We start from the raw sequence: 16,009 nt of genomic DNA, 5'->3' as shown, positions 1-16,009 counted from the left end.
GGAGCGCAGAAACTCGGCCCAGGTGACGGTCGCTCCGTGTGGCGCCGGGTCGACGCCGGCAGCTTTGAGGATCTCCCACACAGTCGAAGGAGAGACCGTGACACCGAGGAGGGCGAGTTCTCCGTGAACGCGCCGAAGCGAACCAGCACGGGACAACCAAGCCGTCGGTGCTGACGCTGGTTCGCGCGGACCAGCCACTCGGCAAGCTGGGCGTTGAAGTCGGCCGGCGAGGTGAAGCCGCGGCCGGGCAGGATCGAGGTCTCCAGATAGCCATTGGCCCGCTCGAACAGGCCCTTCGCCTCTGGATCGGCTGGGCGGCATTAGATGACTTTGATGCCGAGCGTTCCGCGGAAGGCGTTCATCGCCTCGGTCAGCTGCGGCCGCCCCGCCCGCCACTGCCCGACCGCGGATTCGTTGTCCCACGCCAAAGCCTTCGGCACCGCACCCAGCCGTTGATCAGCGCCCAATGTCCGGCCAGCAGATCCGGGCTCTGCCGTGACGGGATCATTCGCGCGGTGATCACCCGCGAATAGCCCGACACATGAACAGCACCGGCGGCCGCCCGCCTGCCCGAACCCGAGCGGGACGTCGACCGGCGGGAACCACAGGTCGCACTGCGCGAGCTCGCCCAAATGGTAGTCGGTCCGGCTGGCCGGGTCCGGCGGCGTGAACAGCGGCCGCAACTCGCACCCGGTCCTCGAGCACGGTCAACGACCTGCTCCAGCCGATCTGTTCCGCGATCGAGCCCTTGGCCAGCCGCTGATACTGCGGCGGTGCGTCGGCGGCCAGCGCCCGTCGGACGGTGTTCCTGCTGATACCGAGCTGACGGACGATCGCCTTGATCGGCGTCCCCTCAGCTCGGTGAAGACGGCGGATCTCCGCCCAGTCCTCCACGTTGAGCACTCCCTACTGTCGACGGGGGTCCGTTCACCCGTCGACAGGGGGTCTGTTTTCACGCGTCGCCGACACTCAGAACCCTCTGCGGTGTCACTGGAGCAGCGTTCGACCGAGCAGGCAGCAGTCGATCCCCGTTCGCAGAACACGCCTGTGTTCAGATCTTCCGTTGTCGCACAGCTTTGCGCTGTTCAGGCTGTTTCCGTCACGTACTCGACGTCTCCTTGGCCGAGGACGCCCTCAGCGAAGGTCACGGCACGAGCATCAGGCCTTTACGTCGACCAACGGCGCGCGTCGTCAGCCTCATAGTCCGCGCTTCCTCCGGACGACACCGCAACCGACAGGCTGGCCACGCACATCGCCATCCCGGCACCGCATTCGTCTTGCCCTGTGCAGTCCGCTGCAAACGGACTGCACAGGTACGTTCAGCCGGATTCCGACAGTCTCATCCAGACTCACTGACGAGCTTCCTGATCGTGCCTGCATCGAAGACCCAAGCCCGATCACCGACCTTTCTCCCTCCTAGCTTCTCGGCTCGTTTCACCACGGCCTGCCTGCTGATGTTCAACTGTGCGGCCACCTCTTCCGTGGACAGCAGGTCCGGTATCTCAGCCTGACGGTGTTCAAACTCGCCTTCGGTCATGGCAGCAACCGCCACGACCTCCCTCGTCCCGAGCCCGGCATGTCGAGCGGCATCCGCGGCCACGAGGATTCCCAGCTCGACAGCTTGGCGGAGAGTCTTCGCGGGCACGGTGAGCTGTGCTTGCAGTCGATTGCGGAACATGCCCCAGGAGCACTCGTACTCCGCAGGCATGTCCATAAGCAGATCAAGTTGGTCCAGAGTCGGCTCCGGTGCATCCAGGTCGACTTGAACGGAAAAGCTGTTCATCAGCCTCCTTGAAGTATGTATGCTCAGGGGTGCAGGTCCTGGGCCGGCTGCAACCAACCCAGGACCTCCTTACAGGACAGCGCTCACACCTGCCGCCTGAACCCAGCTGCGCGAAGCTGGGCCAAGCCGTTCTTCAGAGACCTACGGTCACTCGGAGTGCCGCTGAGCACAGTGACCAGGTGGCCTTCAGGGCCGTACACCGCATAGTGCTGCTTGCGGGTCAGCTTGTACGTGAAGCCCTGACGTTCGAGTTCCTTCAGAAGTTTGTCGATCTCTTTCGCCAATCGGCCTCCTTGAAGGCATGTCATCAGGTTGGCCATGCCAGACTAAACCTGAAGGGTGACGTGCGTCAACCTTCAGCATGAATATGGTTGTCGCCGGTAAACACCCTGTGACTGCGACGTGGCGCCTCGAACAGGATCGAGCAAGCTCGGACAGCCGCATTTCGATGGTCGTCCTTCACTGGTCAGGTCCAGAACGACCTCGAGACAGGGCCGATCGCGTCCGCTCGCCCCTTGAGACCAGCTTCACCGAAACGTGCAGACAACGGCAGGTGGACCGGCGGGTGCGCCGCCATGAACCACACTGGGAGGATGGGCCGTGCCCGGTACCGACGTTCAGCGGTCACAGCGGTGCTGTCGGCGGGGTCGAGCCCGACTTCGGAGCATCCGCCGGGAGATCCGGGATCGACGGCACTGCCTGCCGCAACGCTTTCGATGGGGTGCCGCACGAGCACCTCGTGAGTTCGGTCAAGGCGACGTCAGGGGCACCGAGCTCAAGATCGAGTGCGCAGACCGTGTCGTAGTAGCCATGCTTCCGCAGCAGAGGTTCGCCGCATCGCCGCACCGGACCCTTGCCCGCGCGTTCCCCCATCGGCCTGTCGGCGCGGCCGAGAAATGCGGTCGAGGTACCCGACGAGTTCGGCTCGAGTCGTTCGGAGCACGGTGCAGAACCTCGAGAGACGGGACGCATCTGAGACGAGCGCGAGGCCGTGCCGCTGCCTCCGCTCTCGGTTCGGCCCTCGCGACCTTCGCCGACAAGCGTTCGTCTACCTGGACGCGAGACCCGGAGACAAGAGTGTCAGGACGAGCCCCTGCGCACGTCGAGAGCGCTCAATGCCTGACGTCGTGCCTCCCCTGACAGCGCGGCCAACCGCTGCACGAAAGGCTCCTCCGCTACAGACGCGACCACCGAGACCTCCATTGAAGTCGAGACCGTGATCCCCGACTCGGTCGACGTCACGGCGGCCCCCTCCGGTACCGCGATGTGATGCTCGACAGGCCACCCCATCGCACGACACACCTTGATACGCGCGGCTTCGCGTTTGACCTCGGTGATCTTGCGGTACTTCGCCACGACGTCTTTCATGAGCGCGTCATGAGCCTTGAGCTCGCGACCATCCACTTTGAGGACGGTTCCGCGTGTGTTCGCCGTGAACTGCACGCCGCCCAACGCCGTGCTCTTCCCATGGGCGACGCGGACCACCCAGTCTGCGGACAGGTCGTCCAGAGCCACCGAACGCAGGTCGATCGCCTCACGTGACAGTCCTCGGAGCCGACCTGCGAGAACCGCGGCGGTGACGCGGGTGCCTTCGTCGGCACCGGTCTCTTGCTGTGGCCACGCGAGGAGTTCTCCGAGGTCGGGCCGCAGCAGCACCAGGAGCAAGGACTTCGCGCTGACCAAGGCCCGTACGTTGTGGCGGAACGGCTCAAAGTCGACTTCGACGTTGACGATCGACCGCACGCGCTGAAGATTCCGCATCACGGCTTCAAGAAGATCGGCAGGAAGGCCGGCCGTCTGGATACCCGCCGCGACCTTGTCGAGGATGACGTTGGGATCCCACGCATCGCCGGCGTCATGTTTGCCGATGGTGTCGTAGACCACGCGGAACCCGACGTGATCCGTCACCGAACGATCCAACTCCATTCGAGCATCGGGTGCGCCGTGATCGTTGAGCTCACGCCAGCTCATCCAGTCCGGCACGGTCAGGGTTGCCGGGAACTTCACCGCTCCGAGATACGCGGCCGCCACAGCCAGCTGTTCGCCACTGTCGGCGGCCGACACGGCCGCGTTGACGGCTCCGCGAATCCGGTCGATGCGTCGCCAGTCGATCGGTGCCGCCTCACTCGGCGCCGCGATTATGCTACTCGACCCGTCGGCGAACAGCGCCGGGGTGACTTTGAGGAGGTGGTCGTGGGGATGCACATTGCTATAGCCGCGTGCCGCGTGCTCGCGGAGATCTCGCTCGTCACGGAAGTGGATCGCGATGGCCTCGGCCAGGGCAACAGCTCGTACGAAAACCGCAGGGACGTCGAGCTGTCTTCTGCCGGCGACGCTCAGCGGAAACTCGATGATCACCGGTGCACCCGCGCCGCGCTCGGCGAGCACGGCGTCGACCAGTTCCCGTCCAGGCGGCCGGGTCAGCAACGGCACCCAGCCCGGACAGTGATCCAGCAGGTCGGAGTAGTACTTTCCGAACGACTCTCGTGGTGCGACCAGCCGCGAACTGAGAACACCGTTCAAGTTCATCCGGTTGGTCAGGAAGTAAAGAGCGGTAGGCACGAGTGCGACGTCAGATGGTCCTGTGGGCGCTGCCTCGATTCCGACGGGCACCTCGGCAGTCAACCCGACGGTGCCATCGTCGACAGGCACCGGCTCTCGGTCGGTGCGCGGCTCAGGCGGTACCTCGACGCCTTCCCCTGCCCCAGAGGCATCAGCGTTCTCAGGCGAGTCCGGCGCTGCTGTGCCTTCAAGAACGACGTCCTTGCCCGCGTCGGTTCCCAAGCCCTCAAGGGGCAGCCGGCCGTCCTCGCTCAAAGTTCTCGCACCAGACCTTTCACGTCGTTGAGGATCCCGGGCGGACCACCGATACCGCTGTACGAGAGGTGGAGCTCGTTCCTGGCTCGGGATGTCACCACGTAGAACATCATCCTCGCCGCCGCCGATGTCGGGTCAGCCGCCATCTGCTGTAGCTCGGGCACGAAGACCGTGTCGAACTCAAGTCCCTTCAGAGACTTGTAGTGGACGATCGTGACGGCAGGCCCGTCGAAGTCGAGGCGTCCGCAGCTCCTCTTGTCGGCGGAGAAATAGGCCTGCACGGGCAACGGCAGATGCCGCTTCTCGAGCAACGCGAGCAAGCGCTTCTGCACCCTCCGGGTGGCACACGCGATGCCGATGGTCAGATTGGTACGTCCCTTCACATAGCGGGCGACAAAGTCGGCAAGCTCCACATCGCTGTTGTAGCGCCGCAGCGTGGGAAGCTCACCGCGGCGATTCGGAGGGTCGGGGATGCCGGTCGGAGTTCCGCAGTAGTACTTCGCTGCCACCGCCGCGATCTCGGCCGTGTTCCGGTAGTTGCGCCGAAGCTCAACCCGCTCGGTCGCCTTGATAACGGCGGCGATCTCCTCAAGCGTCGTGTTCTGGTCCATGAGTTGCTGGTTCTCGTCTGCGAACACGGTGATGTTCTTGGCGAAGAACCGCGCAAGACGGTAGAAGCCGAGCGGCAGGTCTTGACCTTCGTCGACCAGGAGATCGTGCAGCACGCCGAGGTCGGGCGGTTTGGCGAAGAACCGGACCGTCATCTCTGTCCAGTCGTGATCGTAAGGGCTGCCTTCCATCGTCGGCGGTCTGTCCTTGAAGTGCGCTCGCCAAAAGCTCCAGAGCCAACTATGAAAGGTACGAATGAACCCTGCGATCTCAAGAGTCTCCGCAGCCTGCTTGGTGTACTGCTGAAGCACACTGTTGTACATGAGCAACGCAGGCTCGCGGTGATCGACCGTCTGCACCTGTGCGCGATAAAGGGCCATCACGGACTTGCCGGTGCCGGGCGGACCCGAGACCAGGTAGTTCCCGTCGAGGTCGAGGTTGTAGATGAGGTCCTGTTCTTTAGAGAGGTCCTCGAACGCGGGGAGCCTCAACTCAGTCCCCTGACTCCGTCTCCGGCAGCCTCCACCGCAGCCTCCAGCACGTCCTGGAAGTAACCCCGCACCGCATGACTACCGATGACGAGCACCCGGTCCAGCAGGTAGTTGCCACTTTCGCAACTGGTCTCCGCGAGGAGAGTGCAGGCGTGGCAGGCGGCGAAGTTGAGGCTGGCGAAGGTGGACGCCAGGTTCTCACCACAGAGCGGATCCAAAGAGCACCACATCGCGTCCTGCAGGGTTTCGATGATCGTCCCTTGCAGACGGGGATACTCCCCCTGTCGAACCAGGCCTCCCAGGGTGCCTTCGGAGTCGCCCGCAGCGGTGTAGATCAGCACACCGGCCTGTTTGGACACTCCGCCGGATTCCGTGCTGCTTCGAGCATAGACGCGCTCGCGAAGGCTGCTGGCCGCGTAACCGGACTCGAACGCCAATCGCCGCACCAACAGGTGGGCCAGGGTGTGGAGTAGCACGTAGCGCGGACTCAGAACCGGCCCGGTGCGTTCACGAAGCCTCGCGGACATGAAGGACGCGTCGAGTCGCTTTTCCAGCTCAGCTACCCGGTCGCGGACAGCATCCTCCTCCTCCCACACGGCGAGTCGACCTTCGTCGAGCGAAAGGAAGATCCCCTCTCCTCGGACATCGATCGCAGGTAACCAGGTCACCGAGGACTTGTGGCCGAGAGCGACGGACACCAGCCTGTCGCTTCCAGCGGGAGTCACTCGATGAAACCCTTCAAGCGCCCGGACTTCGCGCAGCCGGTCGGCCACCACGACCTTGTCCACACGATCCGCCAACGACGACATGACCTTGTCAGGGGTTGTCGACACAAGATCGACGTGTCTGGTTCGAAAGTAGGGGTCGTCGGAGTTGTCGGTGTCGGTGAGAAACGCCGCCCACTCCTCACTGAGAAGGTCACCAGGAGTCGCCTCGACAGCCGTTCCACGGCCCGCTGCCCGCTGCTTCTCATCCCGAACCAACGCTTTGACGAACTCCGGCTTGACTCCATGTTCGGAAACGAGCGTTTCAACCATCATCTTGAACATCTCGCCGCCCTCGTTGACGCCGAGGAGCGCCCGAAAGAAGTCATGGGCCTTGACAGCCAAGGCTATTTCGTTGTTCGCATCGGCCCGAGACGGGTTGGGAATCTCGATCGACGAGTGCACGAGCGGGAAGTAGACGTTGCTCGCACCGCGCTGGACCGCCAGCGGGATCTCCACGCAGTCCACCCGCTCGTTCCAACGCTGCCAGGGTTGACGTCCGTTGCAGCTGACTTTGATCGTCCTGAGCGAACCCGTGGACGTGATGCCCATCAGGTTCCGCCGGCTACCGCAGCTCTGACAGCGAACCTGCAGGGTGTCCAGACCACCGGCGCCCTTTCCTCCGACCGTCTCGAAGACGAGGACCTCCTTGTGACATTGACCGGCTTCAGGGCTGGGGTTCTGGGAGTGTGCCCACCGCTTCCAGTCGATGTCGTCCATGTGTCCGACAGGGCAGATCTGAATCCAACGCATCGGGACCAACTGCTTCTTGCCCGGACAATTGGCGCATGTCGGAGCCTTGCCCTCCTGTTCCTTGCTACGACTCCACCGCGTCATCCGCCGACACTGTTGGCAGAAGAGCCAGCTCGGGAATCTGGCGTAGGGGATGCCCCGTGTCGATGGGGTCCAGGCGTTGCTGCCGGCCGTCGGTGCCGAACGGAACTCGGTGACTCCGAGCGAAGCCGCCAGACGCTCGCTTTGGATCTTCTCGCCTCTGGGGCCCCAACGGAAGATGTCACACGCGACCAGCGACTCGCCCTTGAAGTCGAAGATGGCGCCTACTCCAAAGGGTACGATGGTCTGCGTCTGACGAATCTTTCGCTGCATCACGATTCCTGTCCGGTCGAGCCGCTGCTGCGATCCACCTCTACCAACGACTCGAGATCAACGTTGCGCATCGATCCGAGCGTCGGCCAGCCGTCCCCGGGTGCGTTGAAATGCTTGATGAGATTGATCTGAGCCTTGCCGTTGAAGCGGTAGTAGAGGATCTTGCTGTCCTCGTCGGCCCGCTTGGCGCGCTCGACCCAGTCGGCGATGAACGCAGCGAGATACTTGCTCGCGCCTTTCTTCTCACGCGGCTCGACTCGTTCGACAACGGCGATCAATTCGTTCGCCAGTGCTTTCACCTCACCGAGTCGGTCAAGGATCCTGCCGGCATGGCCGTCGGCGCGCAGCCCCATCCGATGGCGAACAAGAATGACCAAGGCCGCATGCATCGCACGATCGCGCGACGGCGGAGAGTACGGGGTCACGCTCGTCGGCTCCACATGTCGGTAGAGCGCCGAGTGATAGGCCCGGAAGTTCTCGTAGTGCGATCGGTCTCGCGGCTTGGTGGACCGGAACAAGCCGAACACGAGGCCTGGAGCGGTCGAACGCCCGACACGGCTTGTGGCCTGGATGTACTCGGCTGTCGCCTTGGGCTGCCCGTTGACCAGCATCAGCCCCAGCCGCGGAACATCGACCCCCACCGACATCATGTTGGTGGTGGCGATGAAGTCGATGACGGACCCGCTCGACACCGGCATGTTGAGCCGCTCGAGGAGACGTGGTTGCAACGGTCGTGAGATCGACGACGACAGTTCTTCGACGTCGTAGTCACGTTTCGGCCGACCGACGACCAGGCTGGTGAGGCGGGAGTGGATGTCGTCGCGAGCGATGGTCACGGTACGACCGAGCTCACGAAGCGAGCTGTGGTAGGCCACGACTGTCCAGTAGGCATCCTGGGCGTCGCCCGTCAGGCGGAGATCGACCGGCGCTTGCAGGAGCGCGGCACCCGAGTGGACGACCGCGGTGTCGGACGTGTGGCCTTGCGCCATGATGCCGACGTAGCGACGGCCCGGTAATTCCCGGTCGATCCGCGCGAAGTAGGAGTCGTCGGCGTTGATCCCGGCAGGCGGGAAGAGGTCGACTGGACGGCCGAAAAGTCCCATTATCTGCGCCGTCGCCCGGCGGATGGTCGCGGTGCTGGAGATGACCTTCGGCGGACGACCGCCCGACTCGCACAGCAGGTTGATGGCCGCTTCGTAGAGACCGACCGTCGTCCCCAGCGGACCGGTGAGCAGGTGCAACTCATCCTGAATGATCAAGGTCGGCGGTCGGCGATTGACGCCGTGTCCGAAAAGTCGCCCTGACTCCGGTACCCATGCCAGCTGCGCGAACTTGTCGACGGTGCCGAGAAGGAAAGTAGGCGGTGCGGCGTAGAGCGCGTCGTCGATCACATGCACCGGGATGCCCGAGCTGAACTCACATTTTCCGGACGGGCAGTTGAACGCGAACGACGTGTCCGTCGCGGTAATGCCGTAGAGAGTGTCATCTTCGTGGTGCTCGCGCGGAACGATTTCCGTACCACACCAAGGGCACCGGTCGAGCAGGAAGCGCTCATCAGTCTCCCCGGCGTCACGCAGGTCGTCGAAACGTTCACGAGCAACAGGAAAATGATTCGGCGACGTCGCCTCACCGACCCAGAGCCCGACCGAGATGGCCTCGTCTCCGAGCTCATCGGGGCATCGACGACGCAGGTACTCACACGCCGCGGTGGTGGAGGCGGTGCGCTTGAACTGGTCCGCGGTCAACAACGACAACGTGTACCGACTGAGCACCGCGGTTCCATAACCGCGCTCGCCGAGCAGAAGACGTCGCCGAAAGATCTCGAATGCGGCGACCAGAAGATACGCCTCGGTCTTGCCACCGCCTGTGGGAAACCAGATCAGGTCGACGACATCTCGGTCCTTGTGATCAGCGTCGACCAGTCCGCGTAGCGTCGTCAGGAAGAAGCCGAGCTGGAAGGGACGCCACTGGGGGCCGGTGCCGTGGATCTCCGGCTCGTAGGTCGCAGGCATGTCAGGAGCGTCATCGCGTGCACGACGACTTCCAGCCAGATCCTTCCGGCTGTGACGCATCTGGATCATCATGGCCCGGTTGGCGAGCTTGAAGGCACTCAACAGTTTGTCGCGCTCCGGATGCGTCACGAAGACCTCGATGCCATCTCGCATCCGCTTGTACGCGCGTGCGAGTCGCTCGATGACGGTTCTGGACGCCTCCGCGTACCGACCAGGCAGGGTGGCCGCCTCCTGCTCGACCCCATCGACCCATTTCTCGTACGGTTCGATGAACGACTTCAGCTCGTCCACCAGAGTTTCGGCTGAGACGGAATCATCGGCCAGCCAAGCGATGTCCCGAGCCTGCGACGAGTCGCCCTCCGCGCTGACACGAGGCACGACGTAAGAGGGCATGACCTCCGAACGCACGGCCGTGACGGTGCCGCTCTCCTCATTCCAGTCCGGCGAACAGCCGTGCCCGATCGCGAATACCCTCGCTGATCTGTGAAGAAGGCGCAGCTCTTCCTGTTCCGGGTCGTGGGAGGCAAGCCCAACGCTCGGATACTCCAGTACCTCGCTGCCACGCGGCACCTCGATGTCGAGCTCGACCTGCAGCAGCATCTCGTCCCAGTGCCGCTCGGGGTGTTCGTCGTCGGCGGTTCGTGCGTTGACGACCGTGACGGTGACCAGCGATCCGCGCGGATAGGTCCGCCAACGCATGTGGACCTCAGCCTTGCCGTCCCAGATCTCTTTGGCCTTGGAACCGGCCTCGATGTCCACCGAGGCTTCCTCAAGCGGGTTGCGCCGCCAGATCCGCTTCGCCGCCCGCGCCCGCTTGCGCGGGTCCTCATCCAGTTCTTCCGTCGGCCCGGCGACGAACTCGACGTCTTCCAGCACAGCTTTCGCCTCGGCACCGCCGAGCGTCTCGTACTCGGCTGCGCGCACCCGCACCGTCACGGTGGACGCGGTCGTGAAGAAGGAGAGCCCCTGGGAGGCCGGCAGAAAATCGTTCGCAGCGGACACGGGGTCGTCGCTGAACTGGCTCTCCTCACCGGCCTCGGTCGCGGTGGTCTCGTCGCGTTCCTCCGCCTCACTCTCGACGTAACCCTCGAACGCCACCTGACGAGGAAAGAGGATCCCCATCAGATAGCGACGGTTGGGTGGATCGAAGATGATCTCGTTCGGCCCGTCGAACGGGCCGACGAGTTGACGTCGCACGTAGTCGACGAAGTCTTGCCGGTAATCGGCTGCCGAGGTCATGACTTGGCCTTCTTGTAGACGTCCATCGCTCCGACCAAGTTCTCTTTGAAAAGGGCGCGCAGTTGATCATCGACTGACTGGTTCGTCGCCACCCACAGACCTGCGCGCGGACGACTCAGGGCGACGTAGAGCAGATCGATTTCCGCTTCCGACTCGACCGAGTCAACATCGATCACGCACACGAACCGGTTCTCCAACCCCTTGATGTCCAGGACGGAGGCCCAACTCATTCGTTGTGTCGGCCACGTCGCCGCAAGCTCCGGTGACAGCCGCGAGATACGACCACGCCGAGCGTCTCTGAGACGCGCGGCGGCTGAGGTCTCCCAGTCGCCGCGCACCGACACGATGCTGATGTGCCCGGGAAGCACCTCGTGCTCCTTCAGCATCCGGATGTGCGCTTCCAGCGCAGCCGTCTCAGCCTGCCGATCGCCGACTGATGCGAAGGTGACCTCCGGACCTGTACCGGCCGTTGACACGCCTATGTCGGCGCCGGTGCAAACACGTGTCTGGAAGGCAATCTCTCGAGTGTTCCGACAGTTGAATCGCAGTCTCGGCTTCACAGGGCCGAACGACTGGACGTACTGCAGCGCGTCAGGGTCGAAGTCGCCGTAGAGGTGAGCCTGACGGTTCTGGTCGAGAAACATCACCCACCGACCGTCGGCCCAGCCACCGACGACGGCCTTCTCCAACACTTCCAACGCCTCGAAAGTCATGAGGTCTTGGGCCTCGTCCACGACCAAGACCTCGTACGGCTCGGTGATCGAAAGTCCGCTCAGCGGCATCACATCCACCGATGCCCCCGCGAGCATGCCTCCGGCGTACGACGCCAGGACCTCGCTCCGGCAGACGAAGAGAACACGACGGCCCAACAAGGCCTGGCGACGGGCGACTTCAGCGGCCAGGAAGGTCTTACCGGTACCGGCGCCGCCACTGCAGATAACCCGCGGCTCCTCACTGATCAGATCCAGGCGGGAGAACTGCTCGTCGGTGAGGCGCAGCATCACTGTGTCGAGCAAGCTGGCGCGCGCGTCGAGCAACGGTGAGCGGTCGAACGACGGACGGAGATCTTGGAGCAGCTTGACCTGGAGGTCCTTGCCGATCGGCAATTTGCCAGCCTGCTTGCCGCGCCAGTAGGCCCGCGCGCGATCGACAGCTTTGGCCACTCCCCTGCTGAACGCCCCACGTCCGCAGTACGTCTCCTCGGCCCATTCGAAGCTGCTTGCGAGGTCCACGTCAGGGGTGATCACGACGAAGCCGAAGGCGACATCATCGATCACCTGCCCATGCCGCTGCCTCAAACGGTCACGAAGTGCGTACATGGCGGTCTGAACCTGCTTGAACGGTCCTTCGCGCGACGTCCGGTGGTGTCCGAAGCGGTCGTTGTACGTCCAGCGACCATCGCGACAGGAGACCTGACCGCCCTTGACCTCCACCGCAAGGACCATGTCTTCGAGCAATAGCACGAAGTCGAGCTCGGCGGTGAGCTTGTGGCCGTGATCCGGCAGGTTCAGCGAATGAAGAGCGACGCCGACGAGCCCGCTCGCCGCGAAGGCTTCGAACACTCGCCGCTCAGACGAGGTGATGTCCTCCGCCCCAAGTTCCGTCGGCACCATTCGCAACGGTCTCCCCCGTACCTTCGATGAAGCTTCACAGCGCCGGCCACGTTTAGCGAAACTGGACAGTTTCCCAGCTCTGAGGTCAAGTACCACCCACACAAGGATTCCTGCATCAGGACTGCCGCCACTGTGGGCGACATCAAGCACGAGAGCACATTTACCTCATCGGATTCCGACACGCAAGGATCAGTTCGGCACGACCACTTCCGCCGAGGCCGATGATCACTCCGACCAGAGGAGCGGCTGCAGAAGACCGCGTGACAGCAAGCCAGCCTGCAGTTACGAGGAGTATCACAACGAAACGCAGCGCAATACGCGAACCACCAGAACCCAAAGCAAGACCACGGTGTCTCACCCCTGCGCGACCTGCGACTCTTCGTCGCACTGATTCCAATATCATTGGAAACCGCCAGATCAGAGGCGCGAACAAACAGATCACCCCGCAGCTCACCGAACAGCCCTCCCGCATCAAAAAGTGGCCAAATTAAGGACACCAGCAGGTTCGTTTCCGGACAGACATCGCCGATGGTGTGCGAATCGCGAGCACCGCAGCACCACTGCAGCCCTGCTAACGCGAACACTCCGAACCGCGTCTGCTTGACCGGCCTCACAGACCGACGAAGCCGTCGCGCACGACCGCCGACCGTCCAACCCAGGTCGAGATACACGAAGGACTCACACAAATCGAGACTCGTCGCCCTCGGAGGTCGTCATGAAGATCCCGAACCGCACCCTCGGAGCAACAGGGCCGCAACGTGACGACCCCACCTGGCCCCAATTTCTGGGAGGGCATGCGTGTCGATCTGACGAGCAACCTCGTTAGCTTTCACTTCAGACACTGCCATGTCGCCGAAGCAGATTTTCGTGATGCGCGCTTCGTCGGGAACGCCTCGTTCGCGAGCACCAGGTTCGACGGAAAAGCGGACTTGATCTACGTGCACTTCGACGACGCCTGGTTCGACCATGCAGAATTTGAAGGACTGACCTGGTTCTACGAGAGCAAATTCGTGGGACGAGCAAGCTTCGCTGAGAAAAAAATTGAAGGTAGGGCTTTGTTTCGCGGAGTGAAGTTCGCGACTCCAGCTGATATTCCCTACAATAAAGACGATCTCGTGCAAGACACCTAGGGGCGTATCCCAGTCTCGCCGCATCAGTTGTTCCACTCAAGCCAGATCTTGCGCCAAGGGCTCGCTGACTATCAGCCCGAGTACTCCCCACGAGGGGCCTCAGAGGGCGCACCGAGCTGCTGCGACAGTCCACCCAGACAAATGACGCGTCCATCGCTGCCGCCACCCACTCCAAACCGGTAGTAAATCCGGTGGTTGAACAGCCAGCCACAAGCGAGATCCCAGAAGATCCCTGAGACGCGACCTGGAAAGGTCAGAGGCTTTCAGGTTTTTTGCATGCCGTGACAACCCCGTTTGAGGGCTTCGGTAGCAGGAGTGGTAGCAGATCGGCGTTTTTCCACGTCAGACCAGCCTCCTCGCCGAGGGCGGCAGGAACAGACCAATCACTGCCTCGGCAGCGTCGCGTTCCAGGTCTTCGACGTCCGCCAAGTATTTGTCCGAGGTGAACACATGCCTACCTACCCTCGTGTGGATCTCAAAGCCGAAACGCTTGGTTCCCTTGTTCGCCGCTGGATGAGCGACCTCACCTCAAGTCGATGTGGACCGCGACGTTTTCCACTGCAGCCGCCGACGACCACACCGAGCGCGACACCACTTCACCACGACCTGATCAGCCGACCGTGGAGCCAGGTTGTGGATCCGTGCATGGTCGGCGAGTGCTTGGTCTCTTGATCAACGAGTACGAAGCTGCAACATGATCCACAGGTCAGGCCCCGTTGGGCCACGTTTGTTGTTCCGCGCGCTGCGGCAGTTGTGCGTTGCGCACTCAGACAAGTCTGTTTGCCCATTGCACAAGGGGACAACGGGGCTTTCATCGTCAGGGTCTGTAAATGGGAAGCGCAGCGGACCTGTTGTGGGTAACGATCATGCTCGGCGCGATGGCTGTGATTGGCGGAGTGGGAGGTGCGTGGGGAGGCCGGTGACCGCCGCGCGACGCGACAACAAACAGTGGGCTCGTGATCAGGCCCATGAGGATCTTCGTTGGCAGCGCGATCAGAACCGTGTTCACGCCCAGCGGCAACACGAGGTGAACCTGCACTGGAGGGAAGCGCGCGCAACGACCTACTCGGCGGCGCTTGCTGTGTTCGATGACTGCTTCAAGGCCTGCAACGCCCTTCTGCACCGAGTTGAGCACCAACCGCTTGAGCTATCTCAGTTCTCGCTGCTGGACGAGCGCAAGCGCGTTCGGGAGATCGAGATCCAGCTCTGGGAACGGCTGGCATCCATCGAGCTTGTCGCAACGAAACGCGTCAGGATCGAGTTGGTCAGACCGATGCGCGTTGAGCTGTCTGTGGACACGTCGGCGGATCTCCGATCCGTCGATGATCCCGGGAATTCGCTTACCTCAGGACGACCATCCGATTCGACTTCTTGATCTTCAAAGTTGAACTCGTCGGCAGGGTTGCCCTGGTATGACCGGCTGCGTGACCTGGTACATCGGTGCGGCGTTCGAAGAGCTGGTGGTCAGCTCTGTGCGGTGGCTGGTTGGCCGGCGATGGCGGTGAGCCGGAGTTTGGTCTCGTCCTCGCTACCGGGCGCGGCTGTCATGATGACGATCTTGAGCTCGGAGTCGCCTTCGGTCAGGACGTCGCAGTCCACCGTGACCGGGCCCACCAACGGATGGTGGATCGTCTTGCGGTCTTCGCGGTGCGCGCCGACTTCCCCGTTCGCCCACAGGGCGGCGAACCTGCTGTTGCCAGCGTTCAGATCATGGACGAGCGCTGTCAGGCGGGCGTCGTGCGGGTAACGACCGGTGGCGCGGCGCAGGTCGGATACGACGGCAGCATCGGTGGCGTCGCGGTCGGCCTCGCTCACCGGCCACCGCGCTAGGTGAGGGGCGCCGCCGTCCAGCGGAAACCTGTCACGGGCGAAGTTGCGCAGCCCGGGTGACGACGCGGCGGGGTCACCGAGAAGAGCCGCCCACCCGCGGTTCCACCACACCAGTTGCCAGTCCGCCGCGAACACAGCGACCGCCGCGTCGCCCAGGCGGGCTAGCACCCGCTGCACGCCGGGCGGCAGGTGGTCGGAGATCACGCCTTTCGACGGTGCAACGAGCTTCGCTAGCCGATACAGGTGGTCCCGCTCCGCGGTGGACAACTGCAGAGCGCGCGCCAGGGACGCCACGACCGACGCCGAGGGTGTCGTCGCCCGGCCCTGTTCGAGACGCACGACGTAGTCGACCGACACCCCGGCCAGGTCGGCCAGTTCCTCCCGCCGCAGTCCCGATGCCCGCCGTCCACGCGCCGACCGCAGCCCGGCCGCCGACGGAGGCAGACGATCCCGCCACACGCGGATCATCGCGCCGAGCTCGCTTCCGGATGTCCTCGTCACGAGGTCCATCCTCCTGCCTGTGAGGGCGGTTGTCCGGCTGTGAGGGTGGTACTGGTCTTCCTACCGTCGAACCGTTCCTGGTTCACCCGCCGGTGCGGGACCAGCATCGAACG

10 protein-coding genes and 1 pseudogene are annotated in these 16,009 nt (G+C 63.3%); 2 read left to right on the top strand and 9 right to left on the bottom strand.

Going from position 1 to position 16,009, the window contains the following annotated elements; translation table 11 throughout:
• Positions 1–128: 128 nt before the first annotated feature.
• The 8 genes and pseudogenes from ACIQF0_RS26265 to ACIQF0_RS26230 form a co-directional block, all read right to left on the bottom strand.
• Positions 129–903: pseudogene (locus ACIQF0_RS26265) on the bottom strand (helix-turn-helix domain-containing protein); the annotation flags it as partial.
• Between the two features lie 436 nt (positions 904–1,339).
• Positions 1,340–1,783 (bottom strand): hypothetical protein, encoded by a 444-nt coding sequence (locus tag ACIQF0_RS26260; protein ID WP_401033357.1) that lies wholly within the window; start codon positions 1,781–1,783, stop codon positions 1,340–1,342.
• Between the two features lie 83 nt (positions 1,784–1,866).
• A complete protein-coding gene (locus ACIQF0_RS26255) occupies positions 1,867–2,067 on the bottom strand; it encodes a hypothetical protein (protein WP_401033355.1) in 201 nt (66 codons plus the stop codon).
• 796 nt (positions 2,068–2,863) lie between these two features.
• Positions 2,864–4,600 (bottom strand): hypothetical protein, encoded by a 1,737-nt coding sequence (locus ACIQF0_RS26250; RefSeq protein ID WP_401033353.1) that lies wholly within the window; start codon positions 4,598–4,600, stop codon positions 2,864–2,866.
• Positions 4,597–5,700, bottom strand: coding sequence for a hypothetical protein (locus ACIQF0_RS26245; RefSeq protein ID WP_401033351.1), 1,104 nt, complete (start codon positions 5,698–5,700; stop codon positions 4,597–4,599). The genes ACIQF0_RS26250 and ACIQF0_RS26245 overlap by 4 nt, the downstream gene beginning before the upstream one ends.
• A complete protein-coding gene (drmB, locus tag ACIQF0_RS26240) occupies positions 5,697–7,571 on the bottom strand; it encodes a DrmB family protein (protein ID WP_401033349.1) in 1,875 nt (624 codons plus the stop codon). Before drmB ends, ACIQF0_RS26245 begins: the two co-directional genes overlap by 4 nt.
• The gene (locus tag ACIQF0_RS26235) at positions 7,571–10,822 is read right to left on the bottom strand and encodes a helicase-related protein (RefSeq protein WP_401033347.1); all 3,252 of its coding nucleotides are present in this window, start codon (positions 10,820–10,822) and stop codon (positions 7,571–7,573) included. Before ACIQF0_RS26235 ends, drmB begins: the two co-directional genes overlap by 1 nt.
• Entirely contained in the window at positions 10,819–12,435 is a 1,617-nt protein-coding gene (locus ACIQF0_RS26230; protein WP_401033345.1) for an NERD domain-containing protein, read from the bottom strand. The genes ACIQF0_RS26235 and ACIQF0_RS26230 overlap by 4 nt, the downstream gene beginning before the upstream one ends.
• A gap of 794 nt (positions 12,436–13,229) precedes the next feature.
• Between ACIQF0_RS26230 and ACIQF0_RS26225 the strand changes: the two genes are divergently transcribed.
• Together ACIQF0_RS26225 and ACIQF0_RS26220 are read left to right on the top strand one after the other, a co-directional pair.
• On the top strand, positions 13,230–13,565 hold the full coding sequence (locus ACIQF0_RS26225; protein WP_401033344.1) for a pentapeptide repeat-containing protein: 336 nt from the start codon (positions 13,230–13,232) through the stop codon (positions 13,563–13,565).
• Positions 13,566–14,484: 919 nt separating this feature from the next.
• Positions 14,485–14,940: a hypothetical protein gene (locus ACIQF0_RS26220; protein ID WP_401033342.1), complete on the top strand. Its 456-nt coding sequence runs from the start codon at positions 14,485–14,487 to the stop codon at positions 14,938–14,940.
• Positions 14,941–15,029: 89 nt separating this feature from the next.
• On the opposite strand, the gene ACIQF0_RS26215 is transcribed toward ACIQF0_RS26220, so the two are convergent.
• Entirely contained in the window at positions 15,030–15,905 is an 876-nt protein-coding gene (locus ACIQF0_RS26215; protein WP_401033340.1) for a helix-turn-helix transcriptional regulator, read from the bottom strand.
• Positions 15,906–16,009: the final 104 nt, after the last annotated feature.

The organism is Lentzea sp. NPDC092896, from assembly GCF_044754905.1.
Classification (GTDB): Bacteria; Actinomycetota; Actinomycetes; order Mycobacteriales; family Pseudonocardiaceae; genus Lentzea.
Note: the sequence above shows the minus strand (reverse complement) of the source record. Positions and strands in the feature narration are given on the sequence as shown.